11 protein-coding genes and 1 pseudogene are annotated in these 14,458 nt (G+C 69.7%); 9 read left to right on the top strand and 3 right to left on the bottom strand.

The window, feature by feature from the left end; translation table 11 throughout:
* Positions 1-104 precede the first annotated feature (104 nt).
* The gene (locus DSM104329_RS18130; protein WP_259311256.1) at positions 105-1,031 is read left to right on the top strand and encodes an NADP-dependent oxidoreductase; all 927 of its coding nucleotides are present in this window, start codon (positions 105-107) and stop codon (positions 1,029-1,031) included.
* 207 nt (positions 1,032-1,238) lie between these two features.
* Positions 1,239-2,114 (top strand): universal stress protein, encoded by an 876-nt coding sequence (locus tag DSM104329_RS18125; RefSeq protein WP_259311255.1) that lies wholly within the window; start codon positions 1,239-1,241, stop codon positions 2,112-2,114.
* A 274-nt stretch (positions 2,115-2,388) separates the two neighbouring features.
* Here the strand turns inward: DSM104329_RS18125 and tatC are convergent, their stop codons facing one another.
* The 3 genes from tatC to DSM104329_RS18110 form a co-directional block, all read right to left on the bottom strand.
* Complete coding sequence (gene tatC, locus DSM104329_RS18120; protein ID WP_259311254.1) at positions 2,389-3,327, bottom strand: twin-arginine translocase subunit TatC; 939 nt, start codon at positions 3,325-3,327, stop codon at positions 2,389-2,391.
* Positions 3,328-3,348: 21 nt separating this feature from the next.
* A complete protein-coding gene (gene tatA, locus DSM104329_RS18115) occupies positions 3,349-3,558 on the bottom strand; it encodes a twin-arginine translocase TatA/TatE family subunit (RefSeq protein WP_259311253.1) in 210 nt (69 codons plus the stop codon).
* A gap of 108 nt (positions 3,559-3,666) precedes the next feature.
* On the bottom strand, positions 3,667-4,749 hold the full coding sequence (locus tag DSM104329_RS18110; RefSeq protein ID WP_259311252.1) for a ferritin-like domain-containing protein: 1,083 nt from the start codon (positions 4,747-4,749) through the stop codon (positions 3,667-3,669).
* 603 nt (positions 4,750-5,352) lie between these two features.
* On the opposite strand from DSM104329_RS18110, the gene DSM104329_RS18105 reads away from it, so the two are divergent.
* From DSM104329_RS18105 to DSM104329_RS29160, 7 genes and pseudogenes are all read left to right on the top strand, one after another.
* Positions 5,353-6,606 carry an MFS transporter gene (locus DSM104329_RS18105; protein WP_259311251.1) on the top strand — a complete coding sequence of 418 codons (1,254 nt, stop codon included), beginning with the start codon at positions 5,353-5,355 and terminating at the stop codon, positions 6,604-6,606.
* 859 nt (positions 6,607-7,465) lie between these two features.
* Entirely contained in the window at positions 7,466-8,383 is a 918-nt protein-coding gene (locus tag DSM104329_RS18100) for an NADP-dependent oxidoreductase (RefSeq protein ID WP_407655934.1), read from the top strand.
* A 55-nt stretch (positions 8,384-8,438) separates the two neighbouring features.
* Positions 8,439-9,392 (top strand): NADP-dependent oxidoreductase, encoded by a 954-nt coding sequence (locus DSM104329_RS18095; RefSeq protein ID WP_407655933.1) that lies wholly within the window; start codon positions 8,439-8,441, stop codon positions 9,390-9,392.
* Positions 9,389-9,916 carry a peptide-methionine (S)-S-oxide reductase MsrA gene (msrA, locus tag DSM104329_RS18090; protein WP_259311248.1) on the top strand — a complete coding sequence of 176 codons (528 nt, stop codon included), beginning with the start codon at positions 9,389-9,391 and terminating at the stop codon, positions 9,914-9,916. The genes DSM104329_RS18095 and msrA overlap by 4 nt, the downstream gene beginning before the upstream one ends.
* 96 nt (positions 9,917-10,012) lie before the next feature.
* Positions 10,013-10,975, top strand: coding sequence for an IS481 family transposase (locus DSM104329_RS18085; protein ID WP_259311247.1), 963 nt, complete (start codon positions 10,013-10,015; stop codon positions 10,973-10,975).
* 289 nt (positions 10,976-11,264) lie between these two features.
* Positions 11,265-12,515 (top strand): ABC transporter ATP-binding protein, encoded by a 1,251-nt coding sequence (locus tag DSM104329_RS18080; protein WP_259311246.1) that lies wholly within the window; start codon positions 11,265-11,267, stop codon positions 12,513-12,515.
* A 33-nt stretch (positions 12,516-12,548) separates the two neighbouring features.
* Positions 12,549-14,436 (top strand): annotated as a pseudogene (locus DSM104329_RS29160) (Na+/H+ antiporter NhaA).
* Positions 14,437-14,458: the final 22 nt, after the last annotated feature.

Below are 14,458 nucleotides of genomic sequence, written 5' to 3'. Positions count from 1 at the left end.
ACTCATCTAGTCCGCGCTTCTGTTGATCACGTGAACGGCTGTCATCTGTGCGCACCTGCTGTACAGACCGGCACGGAATCTCCACCATGTGAGAGGAAACTGCCATGCAAGCCATCGCCATCCGCGACCGCGACGCTGGTCTGGCTGGACTGTCCCTCGCGGACCTGCCGTACCCGCACGCCGCCGAGAACGACGTCGTTCTGCGCGTGCATGCTGCGGGGTTCACCCGTGGGGAGCTGGCCTGGGAGGGGACCTGGACTGATCGCGGTGGCCGGGACCGGAGGCCGAGCGTGCCGGGGCACGAGGTATCGGGTGTCGTCGCCGAGTTGGGCTTCGGCACCACCGGCCTGACCGTCGGCCAGCGAGTGTTCGGCCTGGCCGACTGGACCCGAAACGGCGCGTTGGCGGAGTACGTGGCGATCGAGGCACGCAACCTTGCGCCGCTGCCAACGGGCGTCGACCATGCCGTCGCCGCCGGTGCGGTGATCTCCGGATTGACTGCATGGCAGGCCCTGTTCGACCACGCCCATCTCATCGCCGGCCAGACCGTGCTGGTCCACGGCGCCGCGGGCGCCGTCGGTTCGATCGCTGTGCAGCTCGCCCGTCAGGCTGGCTCTCGCGTGATCGGAACCGGCCGGACCGGCGACCGTGACCGTGCGCTCGGTCTTGGCGTCGAGGAGTTTGTGGACTTGGAGGCCGACCCTCTCGAGGACGCCGGTGAGGCCGACGTGGTGCTCGACGTGATCGGCGGTGACATCCTTCAGCGTTCGACCGCCCTCGTACGAGCCGGCGGCACGCTCGTCACCATTGCCGAGCCGCCGACGATCCAGCCTGAGAACGGGCGGGCGATCTTCTTCGTCGTTGAGGCCGATCGTTCCCAGCTCGCCGAGCTCGCGCAGCGGCTGCGCGACGGCCGACTGACTTCGAATGTGGGGGCCGTGCGGCCGCTTGCCGAAGCGCCCGCCGCGTTCGGCCCCGACGCTCCTCGGGTGTCCGGGAAGACGATCATCCAGATCGCCGAGGGCTGGTAAACGACACTCGGCCTGGACGCACTGACCCGCCGTGAGCGCCAGCCCGGCGCCACGTCACGTCGCTGGTCGACCGGACGCGCCGAGGTGATCCCACTCGCGTGATCGCGTTTGGCGCTCGCAGCGCGGGGCGCTCGGGCGAGCATGGCGATGAGGGCGATTGATGACGCCCATCAGACCGGGAGACTGATTGGTTAGGAGCGAAACGGGATGTTCAAGCAGATCGTTGTCGGCGTGGACGGACGGGAGGGCGGCCGCGACGCGTTAGCGCTCGCCAAGCTGCTGGTCGCGGCGGGCGGGGAGCTCACGCTCGCCCATGTCGCTCCGGGCGGTGCCCACGCCCACGCCGGCGCCGGCGCGGCGTACGAAGCCGTCGAGGCGGAGCGTGCCGAGGCGTTGCTCCAAACGGTGCGCGAGGAGACGGGCGCCGGGGCGCACCTGCGCTGGCGCGGGTCTTCTTCGGTGGGACGCGGCCTGCATGAGCTCTGCGAGATGATCGGCGCCGATCTGGTGGTCGTGGGTTCATCCCGCCGGGGGCTCCTCGGGCGGGTGCTCATCGGAGATGACACCAGTGCGGCGCTGAACGGCGCGCCGTGTTCGATTGCGATCGCGCCGACGAACTACTCACGACAGCCGGCTGCGCTGCGCGAAATCGGCGTCGGGTACGACGGCTCTCCCGAGAGTGCACACGCGCTGTCGGTGGCCCGGATGCTCGCCGCCGCGTCCGGTGCCAAGCTGTCAGCGCTCGAGGCTGTGTCGCTTCCGTCCGAAGCCTTTCTCGGGCCAGGGGCGGCCGATAACACGCCACGGCGCCTCATCGAGGATGCGCGCCGGCGGATCGCAGCGCTCGGTGACGTCGAGCCACGCGCGGCCTACGGTCAGCCTGCCGAGGAGCTGGCGCTGTACAGCGCGTCGCTCGATCTGCTGGTCGTTGGCTCGCGCGGCTATGGCCCGATCGGCCGTCTGATCCACGGAAGCACCTCCCAGCAGCTGGCGCACAGCGCCCGTTGCCCGCTTCTGGTGCTCACCCGTACGGCCTCCCCGAGCGCGGCAGAGTGCCGGGACCTCATCCGCCGGTCTCCGTGAACCGTCGCGGCTTTGCTCTTGCGAAGTACCTCCCGCGCGCCGGCGGATGAACGCCCTCGCCGACGCGCATGTCGCCGATGACCCGAGTCGACGCCGGCCAGGCCGGGGGCGCGTCCCCGGGAACGTGCCATCCGCGCCCTGCTCGCTGGAGTCGTCGGCCCAGCCGCTGACAGAGAGCATCGTGAACGTGCTGGTCGCGGGTGCCCATGCCGGCTTGGCAGCCGCGCCGTGGACCTGCCCCTGTCACCCGTGCCGAGCTCACGGGGAGCCGCCTTTATGCGGAGAGCGCCTGCTGCCGGTCGCGTCTGTGCTCGCTCAAGCGAAGCAGGACGATCGTCGCCTCATAGAGGCCGAAGAGCGGCAGCGTCTCGAGCAGAGTGGTCACGGGGTCTGTACCGGGCAGGAGCGCGCCCAGGACGGAGAGCCCGACGATCGCGTACCGGCGATGGCGGCGCAACGCCGCCGAGCTGAGGATGCCCGCGCGACCGAGCGCCAGCAGCACGACGGGGATCTCGAACATCGCGCCGAGCGCGAGCATAGTCATGAGCTCGAAGCGGTAGTAGGCGCGCGCCTGAACCATGACATCGAAGGCGCCGTGGTTGAACCCCTGTAGGAACCGCACGGCCGGCGGAAGGACCAGGAAGTAGGCGAACGCAACCCCTATCGCGAAGAGGGCGGGGGCGCACAACAGGAGCGGACGCACCGCGCGCCGCTCGGCGGGAGCGATCGCCGGTGAGATGAACGCCCACGCCTGGAACAGCAGGAACGGCAGTCCGAGAAGCAACGCGAAGGCAAACGCGACCGTGACCGAGGTGGCGAACGGCTCCCCGAGCCCGAGCGTGATCGGCGCACGGGCGTCGGGGCGCGAGAGCGTCTGGCTGGCGGCCCCGAGGGAGCGGGCGGCGTTCAGCGCGGCCCGCTGGTCGGCCGGGGCGAGAGAGGAGGCGTGCGCGAGCCGGGTGAAGGCGCTGGCGCTGCGCGCCAGCGCCTGGGGCAGCTCGCCGCGGGCACCCTCCGCCGGCGAGCTGATCGTGATCTGGGCCAACGGCACGTTGAGCACGTGCAGGAGCGAGCGGCTCTGCCACAAACATCCCGCGAACAGGACTGCCAACACCGTCACGCTCAGCAGGAGCCGTGCTCGCAGCTCGCCGAGATGCTCGGTCAGCGTGAGGCGCTCGTCGTGAGCGACGGCTCGCAGCGGAAACGCTTCCATCAGGATCGTGATCTCAGCGGCCTACGCACCAGGCGTGTGATTGGGGTCGCGCGACGGCTGGATCGCGGGCTGCTCCTCGCGACGTTCCGCCGTGGAGAGCGAGTCCTTGAAGCCGCGGATCGCAGAACCAAGCCCGCGGCCTGCCTCCGGCAGTCGCTTGGGGCCGAGCACGATCAGCGCGACGACCAAGATCAGGAGGAGATGAGTAGGGCTGAGGATGTTCTCGATCATGCGCGGTCCTTGTGGTTGGGAAGTTGCCGGACCGTGTGCGGTCCGGAGCGGGTCAAGCAGCTGGGCGATTGCCCGGTACGGCGTCGCTCTTTCTCGCGGCGATGCCCGTTACTGACGCTGCGCGGCGTCCGCGGCCTCAGCCAGCGCCTGGACGCCGGCGAAGAAGTCGGGCGACTGTCCGTGGAACAGCCCCATGGCGGTCAGGAACTTCGCCGCGCCAAGGGCAGCGCCCTCGGTGTTGGTGGGGCGGATGATCGAGCAGCGCGGGAACTTCGGATCGAGGAAGCGGGTCGGCTCGGGCATGATCCGGTTGGCCTTGAACAGCGGCCGTCCCGCGTTCAGGTCGGGGAACGTGAGGCCGGTGGTGGGATCGGTCAGCGGCGGAGCGTTGCCAGCCTTGTCCTGCCACGTCTGGAAGTGCATCGTTTCCGTGGGGCCGATGCTCAGCAGGATGCGCAACACCTCCGGGTTCGTCACTCGCTGCGCCAGGGAGGCGTACAGGCTGCTGCCGCCCTGCTCGATGGTGCCGAAGTGGAAGCCGGCCGTGTTTGCGATCGCCTGCAGGTGCTTGCGCGGGCGCAGATCGTCGTCGCTGCGCGGGATCGCCGGGTGCTTTCCCACAGCCAGGTCGGGGACCGCGTGCGGGAGGGTGTCACCCAGGTCCGGATTCTGCGAGTCGCTGCGGTAGCGCGTCCACCAGCTCGTGTCGATGGTCAGCTCCATCAGGTTGGTCAAGCGGCCGATCTGACGAGCGCCGGTCGCCTTGCTGCCGGGCACGGTGCGGAACTTGTCCAGGTTGATGGGATCCGCTCCGTTGGCCTCCAGATACGCGTTGATGAAGCTCGCGTGGCTCTGCTCGTCCTCGGCGTTGTCGTGGATGTACTGCGGGATGTCCTTGTCCAGCACCGAGAGGGCGGCGGTGTAGGCCTTGTTGCCGGTTCCGCCGGGGCGCTCGCTGTCCTGGACCCCGCCGAGCTCGTTGTACTGCTCCCACAGGTCCGCCTCGAGCAGTTCGGCCGCGGCGAGGAACTGGAGAATGGCCATGTCCCCCTTCGTGAGCCCTCCGCTCGCGGAGGCTGGCGGAGCGGTCAGGAGGCGGCTCACGCCGATGGCGCCGGCGCCAACCGCCGCACCCCTCAGCAGGAACGATCGGCGGTCGGCCAGGCGCCAGGACTGCTCGACGTCTTCCATGGTCTTCTCCTTCGGAGTTCGGGCGAGCGCCGCGCTGCGGCGCTCGTGGTCAGGACGGCCTCCATGATGCGGCGGCCGGAGTCCGCCTCAACAAAGGCGTGCTACTGCGCGATATGGCTGGCCGATCAGACGGCGAGCCGCCCGCCGCCGACGGTCGGCGTGGTGCCGTGGAGGCAGTCCGCGGGCTCGCTCGCCAGGCAGACGGCCGCCGCCGCGATCGCCTCGCGCGCCATCGCGACCGCTGATCGTGTGATCGGCCCGTGTGGTTGTGGGCGTCGCGCCTGGATGCAGAGTGGCTGGCATGTCGGAGCCCGGGGGATCGCTCGTGACGGCTACTCGTCTGACCCCTACGGCGCCCTCCGAAGGTGTTCTGTCTGGTTATGACGGCTCGGTGATCAACGAGCGGGGGCCGAGGCTGGCCGCGCCCGACCACATGCAGCTCGGCGCACCGACACGCACCCGGCCAATCCGGCTGAGAGCTCTCGACGACGAGCGGACAAGGCCTTGAGCCGCGCCGGGAGATCGCGCGCACCGTCACCCATGTCTGCCCCGAGCACCGAGGGTGCAGAGAAGCGGTTCCGGCGAGCAGGTCTGTCGAGAGGTGTGTCGTTCTGGGCGGTGGCCGCGATCGGTCTCTTGGCGGCTGCTACGAACGCCGCGGCGTCGCCCCTGTACCGGCTCTATCAGGTCCAGTTCCGGTTCTCGGCGACCACCCTCACCTTGTTGTTCACGGTCTACGTCGTCGTCCTGTTGGTGACGCTGGTCTTTCTCGGCTCGGCGTCGGACTACCTGGGCCGCAGACCGGTCATGCTCGCGGCTCTCTCGTTGGGCGCGGTCGCGTGCGGCTTGTTTCTCCTTGCGCACGGGGTTGGTCTGCTGTTCGCCGGTCGCGCGGTGCAAGGCGTCGCCGTTGGCCTGATCTCCGGAACGGCCAGTGCCGCCCTGCTCGACCTGCGGCCCGACAGCGGCATCACACCGGTCGTCTCCAGCGCGGCGCCGACAGGCGGACAGGCCGTCGGGGCACTCGGCGCGAGCGCGTTGGCCCAATACGTGCCGGCGCCGACCCACCTGGTTTGGTGGCTGCTCGTTGCGGCGTTCATCATCGGCATCGTCGCTGTCGTGGAGATCCCAGAACCGGGAACAAGGCGCCCTGGCGTTGTGAGCTCCTTGCGCCCGCATGTCACTGTCCCGCACGGGACCAGGCGTGAATTTGCCACGGCGCTCCCGGTCCTGGTGGGAGTGTGGGCGCTTGCCGGGCTCTATCTCTCGCTGGGCCCGTCGCTGGCCTTGCAGTTGCTGCACTCGAAGAACCTGCTCTGGGGCGGCGCCCTGATCTTCCTGCTCACCGGGTTCGCGGCAGCCGCCTCGGCCGCGGTAGCCAGGAAGAGTCCGGCGGGCGTGATGCTGGGTGGGTGCGTCACGCTGATCGTCGGCGCCTTGATGACGTTCGCCTCGGTTGCGACGGGCACGCCAGCGGTGCTCTTCGTCGGCACCGCGTTCGCCGGGCTCGGCTTCGGGTCAGCGTTCGTGGGGGCGTACCGATCCACAGTTGCGCGGGCCGCGTCCGACGACCGGGCGGGGCTCATCACCGCGATCTACATCGTCAGCTACCTCGCAACCGGCATTCCGGCAGTGATCGCCGGCATCGGAACATCGCACTTCGGGTTGCACAAGACGGCGCTTGTCTACTCCGTGGCCGTGGCAGTGCTGGCCGCGGCCGCGGTCAGCCTCCTGATCCGTCAGATGGCCAGTGGAAGGGTGCGCCGTGCAACCGATCATCCCGATGTCCCGCCAGGGCCGGGCACGGTCCCACCCTGCCCTCCAATCGTTCGGCGTCTCGCAGAAGCGAGCGCATGAGCCGGTCGGCAACGACATCGGCAAGCAACCGCTCCGCGATCGTCTGGCTGGCCGCCGAGCACCGCGTCGCCCAGCACGATGCTCGACGTCGACCTTCCGGTCTCCCGCCGGGGCCGGGCAAGGTCGTCGAAGAGGCTCGTGGTCGATCGTCGCCCGACACGCGCCGTGCGCCAAGAGCCTGCGCTTGGCCGCTCCCGGGCTGACGAGCTTGGAACTGCGCGCCGTGACAGAGCGAATCGCGCGGTGCACGTCGACGCCCGGGACGTGCCCGGTGAGTTCAGGAATCGCTGCGGCTTGGGCGATCGACCGGGGATATCGCGTGCGCCGCGACCGGCTTCAAGGCGACTGGTCCGCGTGACACCGGCGGCGGTGCCGAGGCCGCCCATCCGGAGGAGGGGGAACCGTGGGCGGCCGCTCCACGCCAGCTTGTCCACCGGCCGCAGCGCAGCGATGGCTCCAAGGTTGCGCCTGTGCGCGGCCATGACGAGACGACGCGGCGATGACGTGAGAGCGTGCGCCGATCAGCCGTGGTGTATGGGCACGTGGAGATGCGCGACGGCCGCCAGACGGCCGACCGCGCAGCGCAGGTCGGTGCCACGCGTTCGTCGACATCCACAGCATCGTCGCTGACGAGTCCTCGGGGCCCGACCGGGTCCGAGCGCCGATTCATGACGGCCGCCGACCCCGTCGTGAGCTATCCGACGCGCGTCGCTGATCGAGCGCGTCAAGCCCGGCAACCGCCGGTCGTGATCGGAAGCCCCGATCGTCTGAGCGTCGCCCCGTGTTGCCGGGCGCACCGCTGTCGCGTTCCGTTGTTCTCGTCAGCCCTGTGGCGAGAACTCGAAATGGTGAGGTGCCCGTGAAGGCGATTGTGGTGACGGACGAGGCGGCGGGAACGGCGGGGATGAGGCTGGTGGAGCGGCCCGAGCCGCTGCCGGCGATCAACGACGTCGTCGTCGAGGTTCATGCGTCGGGATTCACCACGGGCGAGCTGACGTGGCCCTCGACCTGGACCGATCGCCTTGACCATGACCGAACGCCGTCGATCCCTGGGCAGCAGCTGGCCGGAGTGGTGACCGCACTCGGGTACGGCACGACGGGACTGTCGGTGGGACAGCGCGTGTTCGGCCTCACCGACTCGTATCGCGGCGGCGGGCTGGCTGAGTATGTGGCGATCGAGGCGCGAAACCTCGCGCCGCTTCCGGGCGACGTGGACTTCACGGTGGGTGCGAGCCTGCCGATGCCGGGTCTGACCGCGTGGCAGGGACTGTTCGACCACGGCGGTCTTCGGGCCGGGCGGAGCGTCCTGGTGCACGGAGCGGCCGGCGCGGTCGGGTCGGTGGTGACCCAGCTCGCCCGCGAGTTCGGCGCCTACGTCATCAGCAGCGGACGCGCCGCCGATCGCCAGACGGCGCTCGACTTCGGCGCGCACGAGTTCGTGGACCTCGGCAACGAGGCGCTGGAAGACGTCGGCGGCGTTGATCTGGTGTTCGATGTCATCGGCGGTGACATCCAGAGGCGGTCCGCGGGCCTGGTTCGGACCGGAGGAACGCTGGTGACCATCGCCGGCCCCCCCGAGGCGCGGCCCGCCGACGGCCGAGGAATCGACTTCGTCGTCGTGCCCGATCGCGCACAGCTGGGGGAGATCGTCCAGCGGGTGCGCGACGGACGACTGCGAACGAACATCGGCACCGTCGCGACCCTCGACGATGCCGTCACCGCCCTCAACCCGACTGAGCGGATCAGCGGGCAGACGATCGTCCGTGTCCGTTGGTGAGCGACACGCGCCCATCAACGACCAAACGAGACAAATGATCGAGGAGACGATTCCCATGAAGGCGATTGTGGTGACGGACGAGGCGGCGGGAACCGACGGGATGAGCCTGGTGGAGCGGCCCGAGCCGCTGCCGGCGATCAACGACGTCATCGTGGAGGTTCATGCGTCGGGATTCGTGCCGACCGAGCTGGAGTGGCCGTCTACCTGGACCGATCGCCGGGGCGGGGACAGGGCACCGTCGATCCCTGGGCACGAGCTGGCCGGAGTGGTGACCGCTATGGGGTACGGCACGACGGGACTGTCGGTGGGACAGCGCGTGTTCGGCCTCACCGACTGGCATCGCGACGGCACGCTGGCGGAGTATGTGGCCGTCGAGGCGCGGAACCTCGCGCCGCTTCCGGGCGACGTCGACTTCGTGGTGGGCGCGAGCCTGCCGATCTCGGGCCTGACGGCGTGGCAGGGACTGTTCGACCACGGTCGACTCCAGGCCGGGCGGAGCGTCGTCGCACACGGCGCGGCGGGCGCGGTCGGCTCGATGGTGACCCAGCTCGCCCGCGAGTTCGGCGCCTACGTGATCGGCACCGGACGCGCCGCCGACCGCCAGACGGCGCTCGACTTCGGCGCGCACGAGTTCGTCGACCTTCAGACCGACGCGCTGGAGGACGTCGGCGGCGTCGATCTGGTGTTCGACGTCATTGGCGGCGACATCCAGAAGCGCTCCGCGGGCCTGGTTCGGGCCGGAGGAACGCTGGTGAGCGTCGTCGGGCCTCCCGAGGCGCCGCCCGCGGACGGCCTGGCGATCGATTTCGTGGTCGAGTCCGATCGTGGCCAGTTGGGGGAGATCGTCCAGCGGATCCGCGACGGACGCCTGCGGACGCACATCGGCACCGTCGCGACCCTCGACGATGCCGTTGCGGCGCTCAATCCGACCGAGCGACGCAAGGGCAAGACGATCATCCGCGTGCCGGCCTCCCCGGCGCGCTCCGCGAACGCGAGGAGCGACCGATGACCCAGACGACGGAGAAGGCGATCCTGGCCGGCGGCTGCTTTTGGGGAATGCAGGACCTCCTGCGCAAGCGTCCCGGTGTGATCTCGACGCGCGTCGGCTACACCGGCGGCGACGTGCCCAACGCGACCTATCGCCACCACGGCACCCACGCCGAGGCGATCGAGATCGTCTTCGACCCCGAGCAGATCTCCTACCGCGACATCCTCGAGTTCTTCTTCCAGATTCACGACCCGACGACGAAGAACCGCCAGGGCAACGACGTGGGGCCGAGCTATCGATCGGCGATCTACCCCCTCGACGCCGAACAGGAGCGCGTCGCGCGGGAGACGATCGCCGACGTTGACGCCTCCGGGCTGTGGCCGGGCAAGGTCGTCACCGCAATCGAGGCCGCCGGCCCGTTCTGGGAGGCCGAGCCCGAGCACCAGGACTACCTCGAGCGATACCCCAACGGCTACACCTGCCACTTCGTACGGCCCAGCTGGAAGCTCCCGCGCCGCCAAGAGGTCGCACCGCCCGCGGGCTAGGTGACGTGCCCAGGGACGTTCCGAACGCCGTGAAGTAGGTCCGGGCCTGCCGAGAGGGTGTGGGTGTCGAAGCTCACACGTCTCAAGGAGGCCCGGATGGCGCACCATAGAGCCCGGTTCACCGCGCGTGGACGCGAGGTTGTCGTTCGTCGTGTTGTTGACGACGGCGAGACGTTCGCCCAGGCGGCCCCCTGGGCGAACGTCTCGAAGTCGACCGTGTGGGAGTGGGTGCATCGCTGGCGCCAAGCCACGCCGGACGAGCAAACATCGCTGGCGTGTCTGACCGAGCGCTCCAGCCGCCCGCACCGCTCACCGCGACAGGTGCCAGCCGAGGAGGCCCAGCGGATCTGCGAGCTGCGCAAGCGGACCGGATGGAGCCCACGGAGGCTCGCCGACGAGCCCGAGATCGCGCGGTCGCACTCGACCGTCCACCGAGTCCTGCAACGCGCCGGCGTGTCCCGGCGCCCCGCCCCTGAGCGGCCGGCGGTCGTCCGCTATGAGTGGCCGTGCCCCGGCAACCTGCTGCACATGGACGTCAAGCGCTTCGGCAAGTTCACCGAGCCCGGCCACGCCGTCACCGGCGACCGCACCAGGCGCTCACGGCGGGTCGGTTGGGAGTACTGCCACTCGATCGTCGACGATTGCAGCCGCCTGGCCTACAGCGAGATCCACGACGACGAGAAGGCCGCCACGGTCACCGCGTTTACCCGTCGCGCGCTGGACTTCTTCCTCGAGCACGGCATCGTCGCCGAGCGACTGATGACCGACAACGCGTTCGCCTACGTCCACAACAAGACGCTCAAGGCACTGCTGCACGCCAGGGCGATGAATCACCTCCGCACGCGGCCCTACACGCCGCGCACCAACGGCAAAGTGGAGCGCTACCAGCAGACGCTGCAGCGTGAGTGGGCCTACGCGCTCGAATACGCCTCAAGCGAGGCCCGTCGAGCTTCGCTGCCACACTGGGTGCGCCACTACAACGAGCGGCGCACCCACAGCGCCCTCGGCAACCGACCCCCACTCGACCGCGTTCGGCAGGTCACCGGGCTCGACAGCTAGCCGACGGCGGTGCCGTTCTCGGCGTTCACCGCCGACGCGCGCGCACGCCGGCGCGTCACGCTTCCCCCGCGCGGCCGCGCATCGTCCGCCGCGGGGGATGCGCGACGAGTCACGGCTGATCGTCCGCGCCGATTCGCCGATCACGGCGCGCTGTTGAACCGGGTCTCCACGGCCGCACACTGCGGTTGAGGATGCCGCGCGTCAGACGGATACACATGGAAACCCGGGCCGCCGCGGCGGTCCGGCGCAGCCGACGCGCACGGCGCGTTGCGCGCAGAAAGGGGCCAGGGTGGCCAGCATAGATTTCGAACACGTGACCAAGCGCTACTCCGACGGTGTCGTGGCGGTCTCGGACATGAGCCTCGCGATCGCGGATGGAGAGTTCATGATCCTGGTTGGTCCGTCGGGTTCCGGAAAGTCGACGGCGTTGCGAATGGTCGCCGGACTCGACGACGTCACCGAGGGCGTCATCCGGATCGGCGGCGATGTGGTGAACGATCTCGCGCCGCGGGATCGGGACATCGCGATGGTGTTTCAGAACTACGCGCTGTATCCGCACATGACCGTGGCGCAGAACATGGGCTTTGCCCTGAAGCTGGCGGGGGCGCCTCGCGAGGAGGTCGCCCGAAAGGTGGGAGAGGCGGCGAGGGTGCTGGATATCGAGCGCTATCTCGACCGCAAGCCGGCCAACCTCTCGGGTGGGCAGCGCCAGCGGGTTGCGATGGGGCGCGCGATCGTCCGCGACCCCAGGGCGTTCCTGATGGACGAGCCCCTGTCCAACCTCGACGCCAAGCTGAGGGTGCAGACGCGGACCGCTCTCTCGCGCCTTCATGAGCGGCTTGGGACGACGACGATCTACGTCACGCACGACCAGGTCGAGGCGGTGACGCTCGGCGATCGAATCGCCGTCATGCGCGCCGGGCGGATCCAGCAGGTGGGAACGCCCGCCGATGTGTATGAGCACCCGGTCAACCTCTTCGTCGCGGGCTTCATCGGCTCGCCGGCGATGAACTTCCTACCGGGCCAACTCGACGGAGATCAGCTACGGACACCGATCGGGGAGCTGGACGTCACACGCGAGATGCGCGGGCGCTTGGAAGCGGCCGACGGAGCGGGCGGGGGCGAGGTGATCGTCGGGATCCGTCCCGAGCACTTCGAGGACGCGCGCCTGGTGACCGTTCCGGCACGGGGCCACATCTTCAAGACCAAGATCGACGTCCTCGAGGCGCTCGGCTCCGATTCCTACGCTCACTTCACGATCGACTCCCCGCCGGTCTCATCGAGTGAGCTCGAGGAGCTCGCAGACGAGACGGACCTGGCCGGCGTGGCTCCTTCTGCTGACGGCGTTCAGGTCGTCGCTCGCCTCGCAGCGGCAAGCGCGATCAAGCAGGGACAGGAGGCCCGGCTCTGGGTCGACACGTCTCAGCTGCAGCTCTTCGATCACGAGACCGGCCGCAGCCTGCTGGCGCGCGAGAGCTCCAGGCTCGAGGTCCCCGAGTCCTCGACAGCCTCCCGTCAGGCTGATCGCGTGGCGCGTTGATCCCGGCCGAGCCGTGAACGAGGCGGACCGCCGGTGACCACTCGCGCGGAGCTCTGGTCGGGGACGACCGCGTGGACGCGCCGGTTCAAGAGCCCGCTGCGCGAGTTCCTGCGCACCGAGAGCGGCGGCGCCGTGGTCCTGCTCGCGGCGACGGCGGCGGCGCTCGTGTGGGTGAACGTGGACGCTTCTTCCTACCAGGGGCTGTGGAAGGCCGTGTTCTCGATCGACCTCGGCGACGGGGGGGTCGAGCTGACGCTGCGCGAGTGGGTCAACAGCGGGCTGATGGCGTTCTTCTTCTTCGTGCTCGGTCTGGAGGCGCGGCGTGAGTTCGACCTCGGCGACTTTCGCGAGCGCCGGCGGCTGGTGCTTCCCTTCCTGGCATCGGTCGGCGGCATGGGTGCCGCGGTGGCGATCGACCTCGCGTTCAACCTCGGGAGCTCGGCCGCCCAGGGCTGGGGCATTGCGATGTCGACCGATACGGCGTTCGCGCTGGGGTTGCTCACGCTGCTCGGTGGGCGGGCTTCGGACCGCCTGCGGGCCTTCATGCTCACGGTCGTCATCGCCGACGACCTGCTCGGGCTTGTCGTGATCGCGCTTGTCTACAGCGACTCGATCGACCTCATGCCGCTGATCTGGGCGGCCGGGCTGTTTGCGGTGGCGCTGGTGCTGCAGCTCGGGCTCAAGCTGCGGCGCGGAGCGCCCTACTTCGTGCTCGGCAGCGCGATGTGGGTCCTCGTGCTCGAGTCGGGCATCGAGCCGCTGGTGGTCGGCCTCGCGTTTGGGCTCCTGGTGTGGGGCCAGGCCCGCCGCCCGCTCGGACCTCGAGCACGCCGGAAGGCGCTTCCGCGAATTTCGCGAGCAGCCCACGCCCGAGCTCCAGCGCATGGCCCGCGAGAGCATCAGGAGCGCGATCTCGCCCAACGAGCGCCTGCAGCTCCTCTATCACCCGTGGACGAGCTATGTGATCGTCCCGCTGTTCGCCCTGGCGAATGCGGGGATCGAGATCGACGGCGACTTCCTCGAGCGGGCCGCGCACTCGCCGATCACGCTCGGCGTTCTCGTCGGCTACGTCGCAGGCAAGCCGTTCGGCATCGTCGGCACGGCGCTCCTCGTGACCTGGCTTTCACGCGGGCGACTGCGACCGACGGCGGGCTGGGGTGCCGTCGCAGGCGCAGGCGCGAGCGCCGGCGTCGGCTTCACCCTGTCGCTGCTCGTGGCCACGCTGGCCTTCCACGGCGCACAGCTCGACGAGGCCAAGGCCGGCATCCTCGCCGCCCCGGTCGGCGCGGCCGCCGTCACGTGGCTGGTGTTCCGCACCATCGGACTGCTGTCGCAGCGGCGCCGGATCGCCGCCCTGCTCGGCGGCGCAGAGCCGCTCCTCGACCTCGAGTTCCCGGTCGATCCTGAGTCGGACCACATCCGCGGTCCGCTCGACGCGCCGGTGACCGTGGTCGAGTACGGCGACTTCGAGTGCCCGTACTGCGGGCGGGCAGAGCCCGAGGTGCGCGAGTTGCTCCGCGACTTCGCGGACGTCCGTTACGTGTGGCGGCACCTGCCGCTCACAGACGTGCATCCTCACGCCGAGCTGGCGGCACTGGCCTCTGAGGCCGCCGCCGATCAGGGGGCGTTCTGGGAGATGCACGACCAGCTGCTCGAGCACCAGAACAAGCTGCAGATGGCCGATCTCGTGTCGTACGCCGCCCGACTCGGGCTCGACGTGGCGCGCTTCACCGAGAACCTGCAAGGTCGCGTTGGGGCGAACCGGATCGCCGAGGACGTGGAGGGCGCGGATCTCGGCCACGTGTCCGGCACGCCCACGTTCTTCATCAACGGGCGCCGCCATCACGGCGCCTACGACCTCGACCACCTGTCGCGCGCGGTCCGCGCCGCCGGCGCCCGCGCCAAGCTGGCGGCGTCGTAGCGCTCACGTGCCGGCGCTTGGC

It is taken from the genome of Capillimicrobium parvum, assembly GCF_021172045.1.
In the GTDB taxonomy this organism is placed as follows: Bacteria; Actinomycetota; Thermoleophilia; order Solirubrobacterales; family Solirubrobacteraceae; genus Capillimicrobium; species Capillimicrobium parvum.
Note: the sequence above shows the minus strand (reverse complement) of the source record. Positions and strands in the feature narration are given on the sequence as shown.

What these genes read in the sequence shown, in the direction of transcription:
- DSM104329_RS18130 (WP_259311256.1), top strand. Translation starts at nt 105, where the DNA reads ATGCAAGCCATCGCCATCCGCGACCGCGACGCTGGTCTGGCTGGACTG.
- DSM104329_RS18125 (WP_259311255.1), top strand. Translation starts at nt 1,239, where the DNA reads ATGTTCAAGCAGATCGTTGTCGGCGTGGACGGACGGGAGGGCGGCCGC.
- tatC (WP_259311254.1), bottom strand. Translation starts at nt 3,327, where the DNA reads ATGGAAGCGTTTCCGCTGCGAGCCGTCGCTCACGACGAGCGCCTCACG.
- tatA (WP_259311253.1), bottom strand. Translation starts at nt 3,558, where the DNA reads ATGATCGAGAACATCCTCAGCCCTACTCATCTCCTCCTGATCTTGGTC.
- DSM104329_RS18110 (WP_259311252.1), bottom strand. Translation starts at nt 4,749, where the DNA reads ATGGAAGACGTCGAGCAGTCCTGGCGCCTGGCCGACCGCCGATCGTTC.
- DSM104329_RS18095 (WP_407655933.1), top strand. Translation starts at nt 8,439, where the DNA reads ATGAAGGCGATTGTGGTGACGGACGAGGCGGCGGGAACCGACGGGATG.
- msrA (WP_259311248.1), top strand. Translation starts at nt 9,389, where the DNA reads ATGACCCAGACGACGGAGAAGGCGATCCTGGCCGGCGGCTGCTTTTGG.
- DSM104329_RS18085 (WP_259311247.1), top strand. Translation starts at nt 10,013, where the DNA reads ATGGCGCACCATAGAGCCCGGTTCACCGCGCGTGGACGCGAGGTTGTC.